Source organism: Paraburkholderia sp. BL21I4N1, assembly GCF_002973525.1.
Lineage (GTDB): Bacteria > Pseudomonadota > Gammaproteobacteria > Burkholderiales > Burkholderiaceae > Paraburkholderia.
This window is the reverse complement of sequence record NZ_PVEN01000011.1, coordinates 22,188-44,471: the sequence shown is the minus strand read 5'-3', so window position 1 is coordinate 44,471 and position 22,284 is coordinate 22,188. Positions and strand designations below refer to the sequence as shown.

At 63.1% G+C, this 22,284-nt stretch carries 22 protein-coding genes; 11 read left to right on the top strand and 11 right to left on the bottom strand.

Translation table 11 applies throughout. The features are described from left to right. Positions 1-50: 50 nt before the first annotated feature. The 5 genes from B0G83_RS24765 (at position 51) to B0G83_RS24740 (ending at position 5,374) form a co-directional block, all read left to right on the top strand. Positions 51-1,280 carry an alkaline phosphatase family protein gene (locus B0G83_RS24765; protein ID WP_258168199.1) on the top strand — a complete coding sequence of 410 codons (1,230 nt, stop codon included), beginning with the start codon at positions 51-53 and terminating at the stop codon, positions 1,278-1,280. Between the two features lie 23 nt (positions 1,281-1,303). Next, positions 1,304-2,608 carry a cytochrome-c peroxidase gene (locus B0G83_RS24760; RefSeq protein WP_258168198.1) on the top strand — a complete coding sequence of 435 codons (1,305 nt, stop codon included), beginning with the start codon at positions 1,304-1,306 and terminating at the stop codon, positions 2,606-2,608. Positions 2,609-2,722: 114 nt separating this feature from the next. Continuing rightward, entirely contained in the window at positions 2,723-3,343 is a 621-nt protein-coding gene (locus tag B0G83_RS24755; RefSeq protein ID WP_105510042.1) for a lytic transglycosylase domain-containing protein, read from the top strand. A 235-nt stretch (positions 3,344-3,578) separates the two neighbouring features. Next, the gene (locus B0G83_RS24750) at positions 3,579-4,277 is read left to right on the top strand and encodes a DUF2242 domain-containing protein (protein WP_105510041.1); all 699 of its coding nucleotides are present in this window, start codon (positions 3,579-3,581) and stop codon (positions 4,275-4,277) included. A gap of 839 nt (positions 4,278-5,116) precedes the next feature. Then, positions 5,117-5,374, top strand: a complete 258-nt coding sequence (locus tag B0G83_RS24740; RefSeq protein ID WP_105510039.1) for a hypothetical protein — start codon at positions 5,117-5,119, stop codon at positions 5,372-5,374. A 6-nt stretch (positions 5,375-5,380) separates the two neighbouring features. Here the strand turns inward: B0G83_RS24740 and B0G83_RS24735 are convergent, their stop codons facing one another. The 3 genes from B0G83_RS24735 to B0G83_RS24725 all read right to left on the bottom strand — a co-directional run bounded on the left by B0G83_RS24735 (position 5,381) and on the right by B0G83_RS24725 (position 8,471). After that, positions 5,381-6,313, bottom strand: a complete 933-nt coding sequence (locus tag B0G83_RS24735) for a DMT family transporter (protein WP_105510212.1) — start codon at positions 6,311-6,313, stop codon at positions 5,381-5,383. 85 nt (positions 6,314-6,398) lie between these two features. Beyond that, positions 6,399-7,745, bottom strand: coding sequence for an ATP-binding protein (locus B0G83_RS24730; protein WP_105510038.1), 1,347 nt, complete (start codon positions 7,743-7,745; stop codon positions 6,399-6,401). After that, positions 7,746-8,471 carry a response regulator gene (locus B0G83_RS24725; protein WP_105510037.1) on the bottom strand — a complete coding sequence of 242 codons (726 nt, stop codon included), beginning with the start codon at positions 8,469-8,471 and terminating at the stop codon, positions 7,746-7,748. Between the two features lie 173 nt (positions 8,472-8,644). Here B0G83_RS24725 and B0G83_RS24720 point away from each other — a divergent pair, with 173 nt between their 5' ends. The 4 genes from B0G83_RS24720 to B0G83_RS24705 all read left to right on the top strand — a co-directional run bounded on the left by B0G83_RS24720 (position 8,645) and on the right by B0G83_RS24705 (position 12,011). Then, positions 8,645-9,418 (top strand): MipA/OmpV family protein, encoded by a 774-nt coding sequence (locus B0G83_RS24720; RefSeq protein ID WP_258168196.1) that lies wholly within the window; start codon positions 8,645-8,647, stop codon positions 9,416-9,418. 66 nt (positions 9,419-9,484) lie between these two features. Further along, positions 9,485-10,663, top strand: coding sequence for an SDR family oxidoreductase (locus B0G83_RS24715; RefSeq protein ID WP_105510036.1), 1,179 nt, complete (start codon positions 9,485-9,487; stop codon positions 10,661-10,663). A gap of 158 nt (positions 10,664-10,821) precedes the next feature. Continuing rightward, on the top strand, positions 10,822-11,574 hold the full coding sequence (locus tag B0G83_RS24710; RefSeq protein ID WP_105510035.1) for an IclR family transcriptional regulator C-terminal domain-containing protein: 753 nt from the start codon (positions 10,822-10,824) through the stop codon (positions 11,572-11,574). 224 nt (positions 11,575-11,798) lie between these two features. After that, positions 11,799-12,011: a hypothetical protein gene (locus tag B0G83_RS24705; RefSeq protein WP_035554660.1), complete on the top strand. Its 213-nt coding sequence runs from the start codon at positions 11,799-11,801 to the stop codon at positions 12,009-12,011. A 169-nt stretch (positions 12,012-12,180) separates the two neighbouring features. Here the strand turns inward: B0G83_RS24705 and B0G83_RS24700 are convergent, their stop codons facing one another. Further along, positions 12,181-12,459, bottom strand: coding sequence for a hypothetical protein (locus B0G83_RS24700; protein WP_105510034.1), 279 nt, complete (start codon positions 12,457-12,459; stop codon positions 12,181-12,183). Positions 12,460-12,573: 114 nt separating this feature from the next. Further along, positions 12,574-13,329: a Mut7-C RNAse domain-containing protein gene (locus tag B0G83_RS24695; RefSeq protein ID WP_105510033.1), complete on the bottom strand. Its 756-nt coding sequence runs from the start codon at positions 13,327-13,329 to the stop codon at positions 12,574-12,576. Positions 13,330-13,423: 94 nt separating this feature from the next. Here B0G83_RS24695 and B0G83_RS24690 point away from each other — a divergent pair, with 94 nt between their 5' ends. Both B0G83_RS24690 and B0G83_RS24685 read left to right on the top strand, forming a co-directional pair. Next, positions 13,424-14,293 (top strand): NAD(P)-dependent oxidoreductase, encoded by an 870-nt coding sequence (locus B0G83_RS24690; RefSeq protein WP_105510032.1) that lies wholly within the window; start codon positions 13,424-13,426, stop codon positions 14,291-14,293. A gap of 143 nt (positions 14,294-14,436) precedes the next feature. Further along, positions 14,437-15,072: a LysE family translocator gene (locus B0G83_RS24685; RefSeq protein ID WP_105510031.1), complete on the top strand. Its 636-nt coding sequence runs from the start codon at positions 14,437-14,439 to the stop codon at positions 15,070-15,072. 282 nt (positions 15,073-15,354) lie between these two features. Here B0G83_RS24685 and B0G83_RS24680 read toward each other — a convergent pair whose 3' ends face one another. From B0G83_RS24680 to B0G83_RS24655, 6 genes are all read right to left on the bottom strand, one after another. Then, positions 15,355-16,179 carry an OmpW family protein gene (locus B0G83_RS24680; protein ID WP_105510030.1) on the bottom strand — a complete coding sequence of 275 codons (825 nt, stop codon included), beginning with the start codon at positions 16,177-16,179 and terminating at the stop codon, positions 15,355-15,357. 172 nt (positions 16,180-16,351) lie between these two features. Continuing rightward, a complete protein-coding gene (locus tag B0G83_RS24675) occupies positions 16,352-17,596 on the bottom strand; it encodes a DUF2957 domain-containing protein (RefSeq protein ID WP_105510029.1) in 1,245 nt (414 codons plus the stop codon). A 94-nt stretch (positions 17,597-17,690) separates the two neighbouring features. Next, positions 17,691-19,043, bottom strand: a complete 1,353-nt coding sequence (locus B0G83_RS24670; protein ID WP_105510028.1) for a DUF2957 domain-containing protein — start codon at positions 19,041-19,043, stop codon at positions 17,691-17,693. Positions 19,044-19,540: 497 nt separating this feature from the next. Next, a complete protein-coding gene (gene argC, locus B0G83_RS24665) occupies positions 19,541-20,488 on the bottom strand; it encodes an N-acetyl-gamma-glutamyl-phosphate reductase (RefSeq protein WP_105510027.1) in 948 nt (315 codons plus the stop codon). 281 nt (positions 20,489-20,769) lie between these two features. Beyond that, entirely contained in the window at positions 20,770-21,345 is a 576-nt protein-coding gene (locus B0G83_RS24660) for a flavodoxin family protein (RefSeq protein ID WP_105510026.1), read from the bottom strand. Positions 21,346-21,635: 290 nt separating this feature from the next. Then, entirely contained in the window at positions 21,636-22,238 is a 603-nt protein-coding gene (locus B0G83_RS24655; RefSeq protein WP_105510025.1) for a YbhB/YbcL family Raf kinase inhibitor-like protein, read from the bottom strand. Positions 22,239-22,284 lie beyond the last annotated feature (46 nt).

Genomic DNA, 22,284 nt, shown 5'->3' with positions numbered 1-22,284 from the left:
CCGCCTAGAGTTTGCCCCCACCAAAACGGCAATACTCAGGGGCAAAAAACATGTCACAACGCAGCAGCCTGCGTGCTTTATTCATGGTCGTTTGCGCGGCCTTGATCGGGATGATCGTCGCGGCGTGCGGCTCGTCGTCGTCGTCGATCAAAGCGGCCGGACAGCAGCAGATCAAGCACGTTTTCGTCATTACGCTCGAAAACGAAAACTACGCGACCACCTTCGGTGCCAACAGCAAGGCGCCGTATCTGGCGCAAACGCTGGCCTCGCAAGGCGCGATGGTGCAGCAGTACTACGGCACTGGCCACGTCAGTCTCGACAACTACATTTCGATGATAAGCGGCCAGGCGCCGACGCCGGACACGGACAACGACTGCGTCACCTACGAAGACTACAAGCTCACCGGCATGACGCCGGACGGCCAGGCGATCGGTTCGGGCTGCGTGTATCCGGCCAGTATCAAAACGCTGCCGGACCAGTTGAGGGCAGCCGGCTTCACGTGGAAGGGCTATGAAGGCGACATGGGCAACGACCCGACGCGCGAAGCCGCCACCTGCGGCCACCCGACGCTCAACACGACCGATCTGACGCAGACGGCGGAAGCGCCGAGCGCGGCGGTGCCGCTGGGCGATCAGTACGCGACGCGCCACAACCCGTTCATGTACTTCCACTCGATCATCGATTCGGCGGACTGCGGGCAGAACGTCGTGAATCTGAACAAGCTCACGACCGACCTGCAATCCGTCTCGACCACGGCCAACTTCAACCTGATCACGCCGAGCCTGTGCGACGACGGTCACGACTCGCCGTGCGTGAACGGTCAACCGGGCGGCCTGACGAGCGCCAACACGTTCCTGCAGAAGTGGGTGCCGATTATTACGGCGTCACCGGCGTTCCAGCAGGACGGCCTGCTCATCATCAACTTCGACGAAAGCAGCTACGCCACCGTGACGCAGACCGCGTCGAGCGAGGATCTGATCTTCTCCGGCGCGACCTGCTGCAGCCAGCAGCCCGGGCCGAATCTGGCACCGTTCCCGCAGACTTCGTCGCTGACCTACAAGGGCTTGACGATCAACCTGACCAAGCAGAGCTTTGGCGGCGACCAGACCGGCGCGGTCATGATCTCGAAGTTCATCAAGCCGGGCACGGTGTCGACGGTGCAGTACAACCACTATTCGATGCTCAAGAGCATCGAGGACATCTTCCAGTTGGGCTATCTCGGTTATGCAGGGCAGGCGGGTCTCGTCGGCTTCGGCAGCGATATCTTCACGAACCTGTAAGCGACGCGATGCGGTTTTCTGTCATGCGATTCACGGTGCGCGCTGCCGCGCGATGGGCGGCGCTTGCCGGGTTGATGAGTGTCGCGCTGCCGCCTTGTGCGGCGGTGGCGGCGTCGGTGTCGACGGCCGTTGCAGGCAACGCGCCGGCACCGTCAGCGCCGCAGTCGGCTTCGGCCGTTGCGAAGCCCGTCTACAGCGACGCCGCCGCGCTCGGTAAGCTGATGTTCTTCGATGCGTCGTTATCGGCCTCGGGCAAGATGTCGTGCGCGAGTTGTCATAGCCCGTCGCACGCCTATGGACCGCCTAACGGCCTCGCCGCACAGTTGGGTGGCCCCGACATGCGCTCACAAGGTACGCGGGCCGTGCCGAGCCTGCGCTACGTGCTGAACCGCACGCCGATCTGGAGTCACGCTCAGGCGGCCAGCCTGTCCGAGCGGCTCAGCGAAACGGACAACGCGCCGGTGGGTGGCTTCGGTTGGGATGGACGCTTCAACCATCTGCACGATCAGGCCAGCTTCCCGCTGTTCAATCCGGACGAAATGGCCAACAAGGATCCGGCGACGGTGCTCGCGAAGCTTGAACAGACGCCCTACGCGGCTCGATTCAAGGAAGTCTTCGGCCAGAACATCTTCGCGGATCGCACTAAAGCGTTCACGCAGGCCATGTATGCGATCGAGCGCTTCGAACTCGAAGACCCGAGTTTTCATCCGTACACCAGCAAGTTCGACTACTACCTGGACGGTAAATCGCAACTAACGGCACAAGAATTAAGAGGCAAAAAGCTGTTCGACAGTCCGACGGGAGGGAATTGCGCCTCCTGCCATATCGACCAGGTGGGGGTCGACGGCTCGCATCCGCTGTTCACGGACTTCAATTTTCAGGCACTGGGCGTGCCGCGTAATGCTGAGTTGCGTGTCAATGCAGATCCGATGTACTTCGACATGGGCTTATGCGGGCCGCTGCGCACCGACCAGGCGAGCGACAAAAGCAACTGTGGACTCTTCAAGTCGGTATCGCTGCGAAACACGGCGACGCGCCAGGTGTTCTTCCACAACGGCCGGTTCCACACGCTGAAAGATGCCCTTCGCTTCTACGTACAGCGCGATACGAATCCAGCGAAGTGGTATCCGAAGGACGCGCACGGCAAGGTCGACAAATTCAACGATCTGCCGGCCGCATTGCGCGTCAACGTCGATACGACGGACGAACCGTTGACCCGCAAGGCCGGCGAACGCCCGGTCTGGTCCGAACGCGATATCGACGACGTCGCCGCATTCCTCGCCACACTCAATGACGGCTACGTGCCGGCACTCAAACGGTCGAAATGAATCGCGCCTGCCGCTCAAACGCCCGTGATTCTTAAGACGAATTTCGGTGTTTGACGGCCTCATTTGGGGGCAGAGCTATAATGCGCGAATCCTTTTCCCTTTCCGTCAACCGTTATGAGCCGATTACTTTGTCTGATCGTGCTTTCGCTCGGCCTGGTGCAGACCGCAACGGCTGACGAAAACAGCGACCGCATATCCGCGTATCTAACGCAGAAATTCGGTCTCGCAACGGAAAAAGCACAAAAGATTTCCGACGCGGTGCAGTCCGCCGCGTCGAAGTACTCCCTCCCGCCGGCCTTGCTGCTGGCTATCATCTCGATCGAATCCCGCTTCAAGGAAAAAGCCAAGGGCGCCAACGGCGCAACCGGGCTGATGCAGGTCGTGCCGGGCGCGCATCGCGGCTTGCTGCGTAACGTCAAAGACCTCACCGAACCCACCGCGAACATCGAAGTGGGCTCGGCGATTCTGTACGGCTACATGCGCTCCGCGAACGGCGACCTGAACGCGGCGCTGAAGAGCTATGGCGGATCGAAAGCCTATGCGCAAAAGGTCAGCTTGCGCGTGGAAGACTTCGCCGCGGTCGCTCCGCCACAAGACGCCGCGGCGCACCCGGGCGCGCCGAGCGGTATGTGCGAAGCGGATCGCTGCGCGACGCCGGACAATTGGGTCAATGCGTTTACCGTGCCGGCAGCGAGCGCGATTGGCGGCAGCGGCGCGGCGGCAACGTCGAATTGAAATTTCTTCCTGGCCGCGTTCGTTGTTCGCGGACCTGAGCGACCCTGGCGCCACGCGCCGACCTCTCTCTTTCTCTTCTCTTCCTCGCTTGACGGCAATCCGCCTCGGCGAGTGATTCTCTAGCGGCAAACGAGCCGACGCCGGCCGTGCGCTGCGTGCTTTTTACGCACGTCAGGCAACCGCTCTACAATGCTTTCCCATTCGCGCTCGTGCAGCGCCACCCTTCCGAACGACCATGCTGACCTCGTTTTCCAGAACCACCGCCGCCGCACTGCTCGGTCTGCTGACCCTTGCCGCTTGCAACACCACACCGCAGCCGAAATTCCAGCAGGAATTATTCGAAACCGGCGCGAGTCCGTACGCACGCAATTTCAATTCGAGCACCACCGACAGCTGTGAAGCTGCCCGTCGCGCCTTGTTGAGCCAGGGCTATCTGACGACGATGACGCGCACCGATACCGTCGACGGCACGAAGAATTTTCAGCCGACGGGCGATACCCACATCGTCGTCGAGTTTCATGTGGTCTGTACGCCGGGTGAAGAGGCGAGCGATACGAGCATTGTTTACGTCAACGCCGTGCAGAACGGTTTTGCGCTGAAGAAAAGCGACACCTCGGCGAGCGTCGGGTTGAGCGTGCTGGGCTCGCTGTCGCTGCCCATCCGCTCGAACAGCGACGCAATGGTCAAGATTTCAAGCGAGACCATTCCGTCGGGCAAGTTTTACGATCGCTTCTTCGGTCTGGTCGATCATTATCTGCAGACGGTCGTGCGTACGCAGCCGGTGGTCAGCAACCGTATCGAAACGCGGCTGTTGCCGATGCCCGTCGAAGTCACCACGCCGACACCAACACCGCCGCCGGTTCCCGATCTGCTCGATGCGATCAACAAGGCCGCCGCCGTACAACCGGCGAGCGGAGCGAGCGCCGCGCCTTGAGCGCATTAACCGCAATCGATGTGCGTAGGTAAACGTAACGGCCTTGACGCATAGACGCTGTTACGTCCGTAACGCCGAAGGCTGATCAAGCGCTGGTCAGCCTTCGATCTCATCGCGATGTGGCACTTATCCTATGTCTTTTACTTCTTTCGTATACATATGTAGTAATAGTTAACAAGGGTTAACCCCTTCTGTGGATAACTCTCAAATGTTCTGTCACATCAAGGTCATGCAAACTTTCAAACCCTGCGGAACACCTCTGTAGAAAAACTACAAAACGGGGATAACTTTGATGGGGCTGGCCTGTCGGACCGTCTTATCAAGAATCCGCACACAGGCTGTTCCATGCGCTATCCCGAAGTTATTCATAGGCAATTGTGGATAACTCTGATGCGCAGCCCAATTTTCATTCTCCGGGCAAGCCGCTTTTCATCCCTCCCCAGCGCTCGCCAGCGTACATACCGTCACGCCCCGCACGCGCACTCTGAAGCTGGACGGTACGAAGATTGCGTGTCTGTTTTTGCAAGCGCGACTGTTGCTATTTCGTCGAAATCATTTCGGCAACGCCGATCCAGGCATAGAGTTAAAGTAGTTTCTGAGGTTATTGGTGCAGTGCGGGGGTGAGTAATGAAACGCAGAACAGCACGACAGCTCGTTCATCTTCTTTCGGATCTTCGACATGCCGCCCATTGCAGCACGCTGCGGGCGGCAGCCACCAACCGGGCCATGGCCCTTGCCGCCGCGGAACACGACGCGGACGCCGCGAGTCGCGACGACACCGACGACAACGCCGAAGCCACGCGCGACGCCCATCGGGACAAGCCGATCCGGAGCGGATCATGAGAACCGCGAGCGAGCGATCACTGCGTTTTCTGGTTGAAAAGTGGCTGGCGCCGGCGTCGACGGAATCGGTTCACGTGACCGAATTCAGCCGCACGCGCTTGGGCGGCCGGCGCTATGTGCGCGTGGAGACATCGCTCGATGCGGTATCGAACGTGCGCGGTCTATTCTTCTTTCGTCACGACGACGGCTGTTGGTGCGTATTTCCGCCGACGGCGGATACGCCCAGTCTGTTCGCGCATCCGCGAGCGGCCTGACGGCGATCACGAAGACGCGCGAGGCAAACGCTCCCGCCCGCGCCTCGCGACCGGCATCACCTGACACACAATCAACCCCGCCAGCATCAGCGCGCATCCGAATAGCGCGCGCGTCGACAGCGTTTCACCGAGCACCAGCCAGCCGGCCAGCGCGGCGAATACCCCTTCCATACTGAAGATCACCGCGGCATGCGACGGCGCCGCATGCTTTGCCGCGACCACCTGAATCGTGTACGCGACGCCGACCGACAACGCTCCGCCGTACAGGATCGTCGGCGCGGCGCGTGCGATCACCGCGAGACTGACCGGCTCGACGACGAGGCCAACCGCGAGACACGCCACCCCGCACGTCACGAACTGTACGAGCGCCAGCATCAAGGTGTCGTGCCGTAGCGCGAAACGTCCGACCAGCATCATCTGTACGGAAATGACGAGCGCTCCGCCGAGTTGATACCAGTCGCCGTACAGCATCGAAAAATGCTCGTCGACACTCAGGAAATACATGCCGATGGCAGCGAGCGTGGCGCCGAGCCAGGTGCCGACCCCCGTGCGATGCCGGAACAGAACGCCCAGCAGCGGCACGATCACGACATAGAGCGAGCTGATGAAACCGGCGTTGGCGATCTTCGTGTATTGCAGCCCGATCTGCTGTAACGAGATCGACGCGGCTACCACGAGACCGAGCAGCATTCCGGCGCCGAGCAGTTCGCGAGAGCCGCCGGGCCCGCGCTTCGTCAATTCGGCGAGCGCGGGACGTCGTATGCATGCGATCAGGCACAGCACCACCAGCGCGCCGAGCAGGAAACGCAGGCCGGTAAACAGGAACGGGCCGATCGCATCGAGACTCAGGCGTTGCGCGACGAACGCGGAGCCCCAGATGATTGAGGCGACCAGCATCAGCAGATTGGCGCGGAGGTGTTGGCGGGTGTCGGTTTTCAAAGCGGGTCTTTCGAAGGGTTGATGCAGCAGCAAGGCGGCCGAAGCTGATTGAGGGACAATGCGGCCCGACATCCCGCATTGTCCTTTACGACGATGCGGCGTCTTTCACCGAAACCGCAACCGCAACCGGCAATGGCAACGCGGGCAGCGTCATCACGAACCTCGCGCCCCCCGACGCCGCCGATTCCAGCCGCACCTCGCCGCCATGAACCAGCGCCACGCGACGCACGATCGCGAGGCCGAGGCCGAAGCCGCCGGTATGCCGGTCGCGGCTCGAGTCGAGCCGATGGAACGGTTCGAATACGCGCGCGCGATCGGCGAGCGGAATGCCGGGGCCGTCGTCGTCGACCGTCAGTATCAGTGCGTCCGCCGCGCCGATTTCAGCGCGCAGCGAGATGGCCTGCCGTGCATAGCGCGTGCTGTTGCGAATCAGATTCAGCAATGCCCGAGCGACCAGTTTTGGATCGCAGACATGATATGTCTGCTCACCCTGAATCCTCCCGGCCGCCGACACCGACAACACCAACGACCGATCCGCCACATCGTCGGCCATGCTCGCGGCCACGCTATCGAGCAGCTCATCCACCGAAACCCGCATCAGGACCAGATGATCTTCACCCTGTTCCAGGCGGCTCAAGGTCAGTAGTTCGTTGACGAGTTCGTCCAGCTCACGCACGTCCTGGCGCAGCGCCATCTGACGTTCGCGCTGCCGATCCGGCGACTCGGGCGATTGCAGCAACGCGAGGCCGAATTCGAGCCGCGCGAGCGGCGTCTTCAACTCGTGCGAGATGCCGTGCATCATGTCGCGCTGATGCAGGATCGACGCTTCGATCTGCCGCGCCATTTCGTTGAATTGCTGCGATAACTCGTAGATGTTCGACTTGCGCGACAACTGCGCGCGCGTCGACAGATTGCCGGAACCGAATGCGCGCGCGGCCGCTTCGAGCTTACGCAGATCGCGCCAGTGGTAGTGCACCCACAGAATCACCGACAACAGAATGGCGAGCGCGAACAAGCCATAAGCGAGCGCCTCCACGTCGGGATTCGACACTTCGCCGCGCCGCGCATGAATGACGATGCCGTCGGGCAGCGGCAGGTAATAGCTGGTGGCGTTGTCGTCGAGCACCAGATTGCCGTCGCGCAGTTCGCGCCACCGTTCTTCGTTCAGTTCGGCCTTGACGTCGGCCAGGTTCGTCAACGTGAAGCCGTTGCGGCCGTGTTTTTGCAATTCCGCCAGCGCCGCCCCGCGCTCCGCGCCTGGATGCCGCTGCAGATAATCGTCGAGCACGAACGCGTAGACGTTGTTCACGTTGCGCTCCAGCGTCGTGACGCGGCCATGGAACAGCTTCCCGAACGATTGATTGATGAAGACGATTGCAATGGCGCCGGCGATCAGCACCACCAGATAAAGGCGTATGAGTGAGCGCAGCATTTATTCCTCCCACGCCGACGGGCTGAACAGATAGCCGCGTCCCCAGATCGTCTTGATCTTGTGCGGCTCGGGCGACGCGTCTTCGAAACGGCGGCGCAGCCGCGAGATGCCGGCGTCGACAGTGCGATCGATACCGTCGAATTCGATTCCGCGCAGTTGCTTGAGAATGTCGTCGCGGCTCAGCACCGTGCCGGCGGCGCGCGCGAGGATCAGCAGCAGGTTGTATTCGGCGGTTTTCAGTTCGACCGGCTGACCGCGCCAGCTCACCGCGCGATCGGGCGGCGAGATCACGAGTTCGCCGAAGCTGAGCGTGTCGCCCTGCGTGCACGACGCCGTGCTTTCCGCGGGCTGCGCGCGCCGCAGCAGGGCTCGCGCTCGCGCGACCAGCACGCGCGGCTCGATCGGTTTGAGGACATAGTCGTCGGCGCCCGTTTCCAGACCGGCGATCTGGTCGTACACGTCGACGCGTGCCGTCAGGATCAGCACCGGCACACGCGAAAAGCTGCGAATCCGACGGCAGACCTCCATTCCGTCCAGATTGGGCAGCATCAGATCGAGGATCACCAGCGCCGGTTTGTGTTCATGCACGGCAGCCACCGCCGTATCGCCTCGCCGCACGATCGTCACGTCGAATTCGTAGCCGTTCAGATATTCCCCGATCAACTGCGCGAGCCGATCGTCGTCCTCGATCAGCAGCACGCTGGTCTTGAGGGGGGCGTCGTTCATAGAGGTCTCCACTAGCAGGCGCTGATTCTATCCGCGCCCGCCTGAGCGGGATACGTCGCGAACACTCTCGAACACTTGAACACAATTGCGCACACATTCCCCCAACTTCAGGACAGACGGGGCGGGGCGGCGTCCCTAGACTGCGGTCTCCGTCTCAATAAAAAGATCTGACCGTGCTCAAACGCCTGCTGACTCTGTGTATTCCGCTCTTTGGCCTGACCTGCTCGTCGCTGACGTACGCCGAGAACTTTTATACGTTTTCTCTGGCGGGCGGCGTGGGACCACGCTATCAGGGCAGCCGCGATTACCGTCCGTTCGTGGCGCCGCTGATTGCCGCGGAGTTCAGCAACGGCATCTTCCTGAGCCCGCTCGAAGGGCTCGGCTACAAGCACGACTTTGCCAACGGGATGTTCGCATCGGCGGCGCTCAGCTACGACTTCGGCCGCACCGACCGCAATCGCGCCGACCTGCCGGGCTCCGATTACCTTCGCGGCATGGGACGGATTCCCGGCTCCGTGATGATGTCGTTCACCGTCGGCGCACACGTGTTTGGCGCGTCCACCGTCAGCGTCACGCTCGATCAGCCGCTCACCCACACGAGCCACGGCACCAGCGGGCACTTCGACGTGGTGGTGCCGGTGCTGCAAACGGCCGACAACATCATCAACGTCAGCGGCTCGCTGCATGCCGGTAGCGGCCGCTACACGCAGACCTTCTTCGGCGTCACCGACGCGCAATCGCTCGCGAGCGGTTTCCGGCCGTATTCGGTGAAGGGCGGTTTCGACAGCGCGAAGGTGTCGCTCGGCTGGACCTACATGTTTTCGCCGCGCTGGTCGGTGCATACCGAAGGCGGCGTGACGCGTCTGCTGGGCGCCTCGGCGAACAGCCCGATCGTGCAGTCGAAGAACAACTACTTCGCGATCACGGCGATCAGCTACCGCTACTGATTCCGTCCGTGGACCGATGAGCCGGACCCCGGCGCGCCGATCCGACGTCATATCAAGGAGCTTGCGATGTTTGCATGGCAGACCCCGCTGTCCAGCGCGTGGCAGGACAGTCTTGTTTCACCGGTGCGCGGCGAGGCGCTGGGCGTCGACAGTGTGTTGCTCACTGGCGCGACCGGGTTTATCGGCGGCAATCTGCTGGTGACCCTGATCAACGCCGGTCTCGCCGGGCGTCTGGTGTGTCTCGTGCGCGGCGTGAGTGTGGCCGATGCGCTGGCGCGGCTGCGGGCGTCGGCGGTGCGTTGCGGTCTGTCTCACAACCGCGCGCACCGTATCACCGAGGTCAACGTGATGGTCGGCGAACTCGGCGGCGCGTTTTCGGAAGTCGATCTGGCGCGTCTCGCGAAGGTCTCGCACGTAATCAACTGCGCTGCGCTGGCGTCGTTTTCGACTAACCCGCAAGTGCTCGATACCAATGTGCGCGACACCTTGCGCTTCGTGTCGCGCTTTAACGGCAGCAAGATGTTGCGGCGTTTTCTGCACGTGAGCACGGCGATGGCGTGCGGCACGCAATGCGGCGCGAACGTGCAGGAGTCGCCGTTCGGCTATGGCGAAACGAACCACATCGTGCCGTACACGCGCAGCAAACGTGAAGTCGAACGGTTGTTGCGCACCACGTATCCACGCCTGCCGCTGGTGGTGGTGAGGCCGTCGATCGTGGTCGGTCATACGGTGCTCGGCACGCTGCCGTCGGCGAGTCTTTTCTGGGTGTTTCGCGTGGTGCACGGCGCGCGACGCTTCACCGCGCGCGCGATGAACCGTCTCGACGTGGTCTCCGCCGACGACTGCGCACGCGCGATTGCTTTGCTGGCGGTGAAGCCGACGCTGGCGTTCGACACGTATCACGTGTCGGCGGGCACGGAGGCGCCGACCGTCGGCCAGATCATCAGCGCGATGGATGAAGCAACCGGCACCTCGGGCCGCCGCTACTCGATGTGCCGCGTGCGCGACTTCGGCAAGATCGCGCGTGAAGTGGTGGGCCGCGACCGCAGCGGCAGCGGCCGGCTGATTGAACATGCACTGCGGTTATATGCGGGCTTCGCCGAGCTGGACTATGCGTTCGACAACCGGCGTCTGCGTGACGAAATCGGATTCGAACCCCTGCCGTTCACCGACTACGTTAGCGAATGTGTGCGGACGTCGCGCGGTGTGGGCATCGTTGAACAAATGCGTTGGGATTTCAAATGACACAGTGGCCTATCAACTCGGAGATCGCTCGCCCCGCGACCGACTCCCTCACTCCTCTCAACGCCGATCCCGGCACCGAGTCGCGCGATAATCGCGCAACGACCGAGCGGCCGACGACACGACCCACCGGCAGGCCGGTTGTTTTTCAGGCAAGTTCAATGGACGAGAAAGACTGGATTGCCGGCGCGGCGAAAGCGTTGGCCATCATCGAGGCATTCGACGAGGAACATGCGCGCATGACGCCGACCATGGTGGCCAGCCGCGCGGGTCTGTCGCGCACGGCGGCGCGCCGCTATCTGCTGACGCTGGGCGAACTCGGTTACGTGCACACCGACGGCAAGCTTTTCTGGCTGGCGCCGCGTGTGCTGCGGCTCGGCCAGTCGTATCTGGATTCGGCGCGTCTGCCGCGTACCGTGCAGCCGTTTCTCCAGCGCATCACCGCGACCCTGCAGGAAACCGCGCTGGTCGCGATCCTCGACGAACACGACGTGGTGTACGTGGCGCGCAACGGCGTGAACCGGGCAATGGCGGTCGGCTTCGTGCTCGGTTCGCGGGTGCCGGCGCCGTTGTCGTCGGCGGGGCTGGTCCTGCTGGCGTTCCAGGCGCCGGAAAGCATCGAGCAATGGCTCGCCACGTATCCGATCAAGGTGTTCACGCCGCACACCTATGCCACGATCGAGCGCCTGCGCGAAGTGCTCGGCGAAATTCGCCGCAATGGCTATGTCGTCACCGATCAGCAACTCGAGCTCGGCGTGCGCGGTGTCGCGGTGCCGTTGCGCGACCGGCATGGTTCGGTGGTCGCCGCGATCAGCGTCAGCATGCCGATCGGCCAGGAATCGGCGAATGCCGCGCTGCATCGGGTTTTGCCGACCTTGCAGGAGACTGCCAGCCTGTTGCGCAACCTCGTTTGACCGGGACTAAGTAATCCCCCTGGTATGGGCTGCTTAACGAGTGAAAGCGTCTCGAAAGCAAGCTGTCTCCCGGAAAATACATATCGAGTTTTGGGCATGACAAACCGCCTACACTGGGTAATACTCTCCCGCGGGGAGCGGGAAGGCGCCTCAAGCCCTGTCTGCTTCACCGTGCAGCTATTTCATTCACATTGACTCAGTCGTCCAGGTTTGGGGAACAACACATGAAAAAAGTTATCGTCTCGCTCGCAGCAGCTTCGATCGCACTGGTTTCCGTTCAAGCTTTCGCACAGGCATCGGACGCAGCAGCACCGGCTGCAGCAGCAAGCGCGCCGAAGAAGCACCACGTCAAGAAGCTGAAGACGCACGGCAAGCGCGCTCCGGTCGCTGCAGCAGCTTCGGCCGCTGGCACGAACGACAAGGGCACGGCAAACTAAGCTGTCTCCGGTTTGCTGGGCGAGCCAGGTTGGGCCGCCGCATTGCGTCGCTAGCCGGTCAGTGCAGGGTGGTTCGATCAATGGCATCGCCAGCAAAAAGGCCAGAGCTTATGCTCTGGCCTTTTTTTCATTTCAGGGCGCGCTCCGCGCGCGCCGGGCTTCGCGGCACTTAGCCTGCGAGGCCGCGCTTGATGACTTCGTTGAGCAGGCCGCTCATGCCGTCGGGATGCGAGGCCGCGCGCGTCTTGAGCTCCTCGACCAGTTCGCCGTTCAGCTTGCACGCGAAAGCGACAAGGCCTTGCGCCTGATCCAGCTTGCGCTGTTCGCGGCGATCGAGCTTCGGGTCGGCCGCGGCGGCTTTGCCGAAGCGATCGGCGGTGGAGAGCTTCATTGCGTTGTTCAGCTTGAGTGCCTTGTTCTTTTCAAGGTCGGTTTTTTTCATCGCCATTTGGAAGGCCTCTGCAGATAAGTAAACCCCGCATTGTACGCATCGCGCCGGGCGTCGAGCGAGCGGCGGGATTCAGCGACGGGGCGAGTGCGGGTTACGCAAGCCGAGCAGCACTCAGCCGGATGGGTCCGGCGCTGCGGCCATGCTGTCCATCAGCGCGCGCATTCGTTGCCAGTGCGTGCCTTCCCAGAAGACCCGCAGGCACACGTCGCAGGTGACAAACTGGTTATGCCGTTGCAGCACGCCGTCGGGCGCACGGCTGCCCACTTCTTCTTTGGCAATGCGCCGCAGCGGCGCGTTGCACATCAGGCATAGACGGAACGGCGTCGCGCTGCCGGCCAGATCGAGCCGTTCAAACACTTCGCGCAGTTGCTCGCGCGGTTTTAGCGTGCGAACGTAGCAGCCATGCGTGATGCTGCGGCGTTTCAATAACTCGCGGTCGCGTGTCAGCACCACGCGCTGTTGCGCGGCGGCGAGCGCTTCGATATCGGCGTCCGGGTAGTGGTTGTCGTACAGCGTGTCGAAGCCGGCGAGCCGCAGCAGCGGCGCGAGGCCGCCGAGATGCGCGTCGGCGATAAATCGCACCACGCGCAGCGGCCGTTCGCGTACGCGCAGGAGCGGCTGGATGTCGAGCGCTTCAAACTTGGGATACACGGCGATGCGGTCGCCGTCCGCGAGGGGATGATTGAAACCGACCGACTCGCCGTTCACCAGAATCAGCTCGACTTCGGTATGCGGCACGCCGAGTACTTCGATCATGTGCTTGGTGGTGGCGCCGGGCGCGCAGGCGTAGCTGAACGCGCGCCGACGCAGCGGCCGGGCGAGAAAATCGTTCAGCTCCTCATAGAAGCGGAAGGTCGCGGTCACCATTTCTGCAGTATGGCACCGCCTCCTGTTGCGTGCTGCCCTGCGGGTGTCGCATGAGTGTGCTTTACTGCCAGTTCTTTAGAAGACGGAGCGAGTGATGGACATCGGTTTTATCGGTCTCGGCGAGATGGGCGCCGCGATGGTTGCAAACATTTTGAAAGCCGGGCATCAGGTGCGGGTGTGGAACCGCTCGCCGGAACGGGCGCGAGCGCTCGCTGACGCTGGGGCGCGCATCGTCGCGACACCGGCCGAAGCGTTTGCGGGCGACGCCGTGTTCTCGATGCTCGCCGACGATGCCGCGCTGCGTGAAGTGATCACCGCGTCGCTGCTGGAACACGCGCCGCGCGGCCTGATCCACGTGAATATGGCGACGATCTCGGTGGCGCTGGCCGAGGAACTGGCAACGGCCCACGCGTCGCGCGGGGTTCACTACGTGGCCGCGCCGGTGCTGGGTCGGCCGGACGTCGCGGCGGCGGCGAAGCTGACGATCGTCGCCGGTGGCCCGGCGGAGTCGATCGACCGGGTGCAGCCGATTTTCGACGTGATCGGCCAGAAGACGTGGCGCATCGGTTCACTGCCGCAGCAGGCGAACGTGATGAAGCTGGCGGCCAACTTCATGCTGGGCGCGGCGGTCGAGACGCTCGGCGAAGCGGCCACGCTGGTGACCGGTCACGGTCTCGCCATGCAGGATTTCCTCGACGTCATCACAAGCGGCCTGTTCCCGGGGCCGGTCTACGCGGGCTACGGCAAGCTGATCGCCGAGCAGCAGTACGAGCCGGCGCTGTTCAAGGCACGTCTCGGCTTGAAGGATATTCGTCTCGCGCTAGCCGCCGCCGACGCGGTAACGACGCCGCTGCCGATCGCAAGCGTGGTGCGTGACAGTTTGCTCGAAGCGGTGGCGCACGGTGACGGCGAGAAGGATTTCGCGGTGCTGGGGCAAGTGGCGGCGCGGCGCGCTGGGCGTTAAGGGCAACGGCGAGAGGCAAGCGCAGGTGCGAGGGTTGAATCCCGCGTGCCACAGTCTGCCAAAGTCCGCACTCCCGCGCGCCACGTCGCGGATTCGCGCGGACGGGCATAATGGCTGCCCGTTCCTTATGCACCGTGATTGCCATGACTCTGCACACCTGGTGGCTGTTCGTCGCCACAGTTTTCGTCGTATCCGCAATTCCCGGTCCGAACATGCTGCTCGTCATGACGCATGGCGCCCAGCATGGCCTGCGCCGCTCCAGTGCGACGATGGCGGGTTGCCTGTCGGCGCTGGTGCTAATGCTGGCGGTGTCGGCGGCGGGGCTCGGCGTGGTGCTGGCCGCGTGGCCGGCCATGTTCAACGCGCTGCGCCTGATCGGTGCGGCCTACCTCATCTATCTAGGCATCAAGGCCTGGCGTGCGCCGGCCGACGAAGCCGCCGCCGACCAGGCCGACGCGCTCGCCGCCAAGCCTGCGCGCTCGCGCGTCGCGCTTTTTCGCAACGGCTTCCTGGTGGCCGGCAGCAATCCGAAAGCCATTCTGTTCGCCGCCGCCTTGCTGCCGCAGTTCATCGACGCCGCGCAACCGAAGCTGCCGCAGTTCGGCGTGCTGGTCGCCACGTTCGCCGTGATCGAGGTGAGCTGGTATCTGGTGTACGCGGGCTTCGGCACGCGTATCGGCACGAAGCTGAAGAGCCGCAGCGTCGCGAAAATGTTCAATCGACTCACGGGCGGCGTATTCGTCGGCTTCGGCGCGATGATGGCGCTGGTGCGGCACTAGGCGCTGGCCGCGCCCTCGCGCCGTGTCGCACGAACACAAATTTGAGGGTCAACCCTAATTGCAATGTTGCGCCGCACCAAACCATTTGCTATAGTTCGTCTTGTCTCCTCCATGTCTCCTCTGATATGGATTCAGCCCGCCAAACTAGGCGGGCTTTTTTTTGCCCAGAATTTCCCGGGCGCTGCAGAAACGACAAAGCCGGCTGGCCCCTTCGCAGGGCCGCCGGCTTTGTCGTTTGCGATTCGCAGATCTGTCTGGCCGTGTGCCAGAGCGCCGTCTGGCTTAGAACTTGTACGAGACCGCCAGGAACGAAATGATCGGGTCCGCTTTCAGGTCCGCCTTGGAGACGCCGAGTTCGGTGCCATCCGCCGCCTTGATGATGACAGACGAGGTCGTCTTCAGCGGAATGTACGTGACCGATGCCACCAGGCCCCAGTGATCGGTGATGTTGTACGCCAGGCCCGCATTGAACACGGGCTGCCATGACGACGACGCTTTCGCCGACACCTGCGTCGTGCCCGGCTTGCCGGCACCGGCGGCCAGCACGGCGCCGAGGTTGTTCTGCGTCGACGTGACGAAGTTCGGGCTCAGTTGAATATCCGAGAAGAAGTTGTACGACACGCCGATCCCAACGAACGGCCGGAACTTAGCCGTCGGTTCGTTGAAGTAGTACTGGAACAGCAGCGCCGGGCTCCACTGACGCACGCTCTTCACGATCGGATTGGACTGCGGGTCGCCCAGATCCTGCTGACCCAGCGCGCCCGCCGGTCCCGGCGGCTTGATCGTGCCGTGACCGTAGATCTTGAACACCGGCGGCACCCCGGCCACCGTCGTCACGGCGATATGATCGGTGAGGTAATGGCTGAACACCAGGCCGACCGTATCGGCGCTTCCCGTCGACAAGCCCGTGCCCGACGACGTGAACGAGCTCGGCAGACGCAGCGGCGTGTTGATCGGTGTCGGCGCGACATTGGTGGTGAGCGGCGTGCTCGAATCCTGCGGCATCACGTGAAACCAGCCGAGCACGGCGACGTTGTCGCCCGCATGCTGGGCGTAGGCACTGACCGACAGGCAGGCAGTCAGTATCGCGAGACAGATTTTTTTCATGTTGTTTCTCCTCTGGCGCTCGTTGCATCTATCGCACGCGTCGAGCGGCGGCGGGTTGGCGGCCCGGCCGTTGCGCTGGATAGTCGGTGGACACCGGCTGCCGCGCGCTGATCGGGCGCGGCGGCCGGGGCGTGAACGCCTCGTTGCGGGTTGGCGGCGCGGGTCACGTCCATTACTGGACGAAGGCGCCGATCGTGAAGTACGGCGAGGCCGCGTTGGTCAGATCCAGGTAGCCGAACACGCCACCCGTGAAAATCATCTTGCCGGTCGGCGTGGTACCGGTGCTGGCGTTCACTTGCGTCGTCGTGACCACGCCCGGCACGGTCTGCGTAAAGTCCAGATTCAGCGCCGTCGCGAGCGATGCCTGCGAAGCGTTAAACGGATCGAGCAGTGTGGCCTGAGCCCCTTCAAGCGCGGTGGTCCGATAGTCGAACTGGCTATCCACGCCGATGTACTCGCCGTTCTGCGAGCCCGACGCCACCGAGGTTTGCGGCGACAGAATCGAGATGCCCGATTCGTCGTCCGCGTACGGCCCGAGCGCACCGTTTTGCGGCACGGTCACCGACGAGTTCGCCGCGCCGGTGCGCACCAGAATCGGCACCAGTTGACCGCGCAGCTTGCCGACGATCATGTAGCCGCGTGCTTCCGGCGTGGCGGCGAGCGTCGGCTTCGCCTGACCGAGGAAGTTGTTGGTCTGGAACGCGCCGCTGCCGTCCGCGGCCGGTGCGAAGTTGCCGCCGGGCTGCTGACATTTGCCGGCGTTGATGCCGGAGTTGTCGCACTCGGTCCACGTGCCGTCCGCGTTGATCGTGATCTTGGAATCGACCGCGACCGGCGGGAAGTTCTGCGACGGCACCTGGTGATAACCGAGCTGGTTGTAGGTGCCGGCCACGTTCGCGAGATTCGTTTCAATCGACGAAAAACCGATGAACGGGTAATACGGGAATGTTGTATCCGGCACGGCGCCGACGCCCAGAATGCCGCCGAACGAGATTTCCGCGCCGGGAATCGTGCCGCCCGCCACGCCTTCGCCGACGAAAATCCGCGCCGGACGCGTCGGGTCGAGACTCGCGCCGTTCAGGCGGAACGCGCACTGATTGAGCTTGTTGGTCGGTAGCAGGGTTTCCTGGGTCAGCGTGCCGCTGGCGGTCTGGCCTGCGCGCGTCGGCACGACGGTGCCGGTGGTCGCCGGGATCGGCGACTCGACGTAATTGACCTGCCACGTCATCTTGGTCGTGTCGAGCTGCAGCTTGACCAGTTCGCCGTCACCGCCGCCGCCCGTGAACGTGGTGGTGTAGTCGAGCGAAGCGGGGCACAGACGCACTTCCGTTACCGGCCCGTCGCCGCCCCCGCCGCCGCCGCACGCCCCGAGCAACGGTGCTGCAAGAGCGAGCACCGAAAGGAATCTCCAATTCATACCGCCTCCAGAATTTTCTCGTTGTGTGTGGCCGGCTCTCAGTCCGGCCACCTTTTGCTTTAGTGGTGTTGCGTACCGCTCGCGCTGCTGATGCTTACTTGCTGATCTGCGCACCGATGCCGAAGTACGGCGTGCTCGGCGTGTCCGAGTTAGCCGAGGTCGACGTGATGCCACCGTTCTCCGCGCCCTGAATCACGATCGCGTACAAGCCGCCCGATGCGATCGCCATGCCGGTCTTGCCGTTGGTGTCCTGTACGCCGACCAGCCCCGGGCTTGGCAAGCCGTAACCGAGACCGAACCCGCTTTCCGCCCCCGACGTGCTCGGGTTGATGAACGTGCCGACCGCACCCTGGATCAACGTGGCGGTGTACTTGAAGTTCGAATCCGCGCCGACATAACCGCCGTCGAAACCGCCCGAGGCGAGCGGCGTGGCCGCGGCGAGCATGGCAATGCCGGATTCGTCGTCGATCTGCAGCGTGTTCGTGTTGACCGAACCGGTCCGCACCACCAGCGGCACCGTGGCGCCGTTGACCTGACCGAGGATCATGTGCGCGGTGCCGAAGTTGCCGGTTCGTAGCGGCGCCGGACTGCCGCCGCTCGGCACGATCTGCGGCGGGTTGCTGCTGTCGAAGTAGCCGTTGCTATTGAGCGTGAGCGCGTTTCCGGTCGACAGACAGCCGCTCGAACTCGGCGACGTGCAGTTGCCGCTGGCGTCGAAGGTTTCGACGGAATTGGTCGCGACGGTCTCGTAGTTCGCGGTCGGCGACAGGTGATACAGCAAGCCGTTGTAGGTGCCGGGCAGCTTGGTGATATCGGTTGTCGTGCTGGCGAAACCGAGGAACGGATAGAAATCGAAGTGCCGCTGGTTCACCGCGCCGATGCCCAAAATCCCCGCGTATTGCACTGTCGCGCCGGGAATGCCGCCGCCGGCCACGCCTTGGCCGACCAGAATCATCGGCGGGTTCGGGTTGTTGACGAAGTCGGGCGTCGTGTAGGCGGAGCCGTCCGACGCGGTGCCGGTGCCCGCGCCGAGAATGAACGCGCAGCGGATCTGTTCGGCGGTCGGCAACGCGCCGGTCGGCGGATGAATCACCGCGCCGGTGATTTGGGTGCCCGCGCGCGTGGGCGTGACCGTGCCCGTGCGCAACGGAATCGGCGACTCGAGCCATTTGAGCGTGTACGTCATGGCCGTGGCGTTGATGTTCAACTGAACCACTTCGCCACTACCGGCGCCACCGAGGAAGGTGGAGTTGCCGATGTCGGCGGTCGCCGGACACAGCGACGCCGAGGTGCCCGAGGCCGGCGGACCTTGCACGCCACAGCTCGCGCCCGAGCATTGCGGGGCGTTGACCACGCCCGGATCGCTGGCTTTGCCGCCGCCGCATGCGATGAGCAGTGGGGCCGTGACAAATGCCATTGTCAGGCCTCGAGTAATGGCGTGCGCCATGCTGCTGTCTCCCTTCCTGTAATTGTGCGAACTAATTTCGCTGCGCGCTTAATGCCTGTCAATTGAATGAGCCGTCTAAAAAGCTCGATTCAAACAGCGCGGTTTTTGCCCGAGGCAGACAGCGTGGACGCGGAGGGCCCTTTTAAACAAAAAATAAATTCGAGCTGTATAAGGGTCTTGATGCCTCCCCGCACGCGCCTTACCAGGCCTGCGTTTCAGCAAAATGCTCCTATCATCTTCGAACGACCGTTCGAGAAAAAATCCGGAGTTTCCCTATGCGGAAAACTATGCGACGCGGGTCATTTTCAGGAATGAATTACCGTTCGGCGGTAAGTAATCCGATTTTGATTTTTTAAGTAATACGGGCTACTACTCATTAACTCGATAAGTGGGATTCAAAACGCATGTTTTTTTAAAACAAAAAAGCCGGTCTATGAAGACCGGCTTTTCGGGGCGCTGGATTAACGGCGAAACAACCGCCGTCTCCTTGAATCCGTTTAGCGTTTCAGACCGCTTTCTTCCGCGGTGCCGATTGCCAGGTTCATACACTGGATCGCCGCGCCGGAGGCGCCCTTGCCCAGGTTGTCCAGACGCGCGACGGTGACGAAGCGTTCCTCGTTGCCGAACACGAACAGGTCGACGCGGTTGGTGTCGTTGTTCGCCTGCACGTCGAAGAAGCCGTCGTCCAGGTTCGCCGCCGCGTCGAACGGCGCGACGTGCACGAAGGCCTCGCCCGCGTAGTACTCGGCGAACAGCGCCTGCACGTCTTGCGGCGTCGTCTTCTTGGCCAGTTGGTTCGGCGAGAAGAACGTGGTGACCGCCAGACCCTTGTAGAAATCGCCGACGATCGGCGTGAACACCGGCGCCGACTTCAGACCCGTGTGCGCGGCCATTTCCGGCAGATGCTTGTGCGTCAGACCGAGCGCGTACGGACGCGGGCTCTTGAGTTTGTCGTTACCGCCGGCTTCGTAGTCGGCGATCATTTTCTTGCCGCCGCCGCTGTAGCCGGTGATCGAATAGGCGTGCGCGGCGAAATCGGCCGGCACCACGCCGGCTTCGACCAGCGGACGCATGGCCAGCACGAAGGCCGACGCATGGCAGCCCGGCACGGCGATGCGTTTCGCGCTGCGCAGGCGTTCGCGCTGCGAACGGGCCAGTTCCGGCAACCCGTACGCCCAATCGGCGGAGGTGCGGAACGCGGTGCTCGCGTCGATCAGCACGGTGTGCTGGTTGTCGACCAGCGACGCGGATTCGCGCGAAGCGACGTCCGGCAGGCACAGGAACGTGACGTCCGACGCGTTGATGAGACGACGGCGCTCTTCGATATCCTTGCGCTTCGCTTCTTCGATACGCAGGATCTCCACATCGGCGCGTTGCGACAGGTATTCAAAAATCTTCAGGCCGGTCGTACCTTCCTGTCCGTCGACAAAAACTTTCGTGCTCATCTCGATCTCACTGGCTTGCTGGAAACAGGGCGCGACTTGGCGCCGGAACGCTATTTTAAGACCGGACGGTCGCGGGCGGGAAAAACGGGTGAAAAAAGCACGATGCGCGCTGAAAGTGACATCGGCGTGACCCGTTACAGCCTAGATGCACGCCGATGCCGGTTGGTTCGCGGCAGAGCGGCGCGCTGGCGGGACGGCGGCAGCCGTGTCGTGGCGCGTCGGCGCGGCGGCGTCCGTGCCGTAGTGCGGCGTGTCCGTGCGCCGCGAGTTAGCGTAGTGAATTAGCGCGGAGCGCCCACCAGCCAGCGCGCCGTGACGCCGGCAATGCGCGCGCCGAACATCCGCGCGGTTTCGAGATCGCCGGCGGGCGGGGCTTCTTCCGCCGACGCATCCGCCGGCGACTGCGTCAGCAGACCGGTGAAGCCGCCCACGTAGTTCAGGTCGTTTCGGGTGGCCGCCTTGGTGTTCGACGGCATCATGCCGGTGCCTGCCCAGATCATGCTGTGCTGCATGGCCAGCGTGACGAAATACTGGATGGTCGAGAACTTGTCGCCGTTCATGGTTGCCGAGTTGGTGAAGCCCGCGGCGATCTTGTCCTTCCATGTTTGGCCGAACCACGGTTTGGAACTCGCATCGGCGAATTTCTTGAAGTCGGCGGACGGGCCGCCCATGTAGGTCGGCGCGCCGAAAATAATCGCGTCGGCTGTGGCCAGTTCCGCCCAGCCGGCGTCGTCGATCTCGCCGACCGGCAGCAAGCGCGCGTCGGCGCCGGCTTCGAGGGTGCCCGCCAGCACGGCTTCGGCGACTTTCTTCGTATGGCCGTAGCCGCTGTGATAAACGATGACGATCTTCGACATGGCACTCTCCGGCAAAGGCAAACAGGATGGGATGAGGCACGGCAATGGTGCGCGCACCGGGCAATGTGGCAACGCCCAGGCATCGTGCAAAGCGTTCCCCGGCACATTAGCGTGCGCGGATGACAGAAATTCCACGCGGACGGCAATCCGATGCAAGCCGCAGGCCAGCGTGAAGTTCGTGCCGCTTATGAACGGAGGTTGAAGCGCGTTCGTTTGCCTGGGGTATCGCGATGCTGCCGCCCGCCGTGCGGCTTATCGTGCCCAACGCGGTGGTCCGGGCGCCGCTCGCGTCACCGCCCGTAGTTCACCACCATCCGCGCGCTGCCGAGCGTGGCGGTGCCGATCTCGTGATCGAACATCAGCGCGGGACGGCCTTGCGCGAGGCGCAGATCCGCGGTGCTCAGCGCATACACGGTGACGATATACCGATGCGGTTTGCCCGCCGGCGGACATGGGCCGCCATAACCGTCGACGTCGAAATCGTTGCGCGCTTCGACCGCCCCTAGTTTGCTGAGGAAGCCGGAAAAGCTCGCATTCTCCGGCAAGCTCTGCACGCTGGCCGGAATGCCGGCCACCGCCCAATGCCACCAGCCGCGGCCGGGCGCGTCTTCGTCGTACATCGTGACGGCGAAGCTGCGCGTTCCGGGTGGCGCGTCGCGCCATGTGAGTTGCGGCGAGCGATTGCCGCCTTTGCAGTCGTCCTGATTGAAAACCTGGGCGTCCGCCACCGAGCCGCCCGCGTGGAAGCTCGTGCTGCTTAGCGTAAATGCATTCTCGGAGAACGCGAGCGGGCTATGCGTCGCGAACAGCGCGACACCCAGCGCGGCGCAGAGGAAGGACGGCGTACGACGGAACGGCGAAGCAAGCGAAACAACCAGGCAACGCGAGCGCATGTGCCGGTTCTCCTGTCAGGGCGCGAGGCGGTTGTCCTCGCATCAT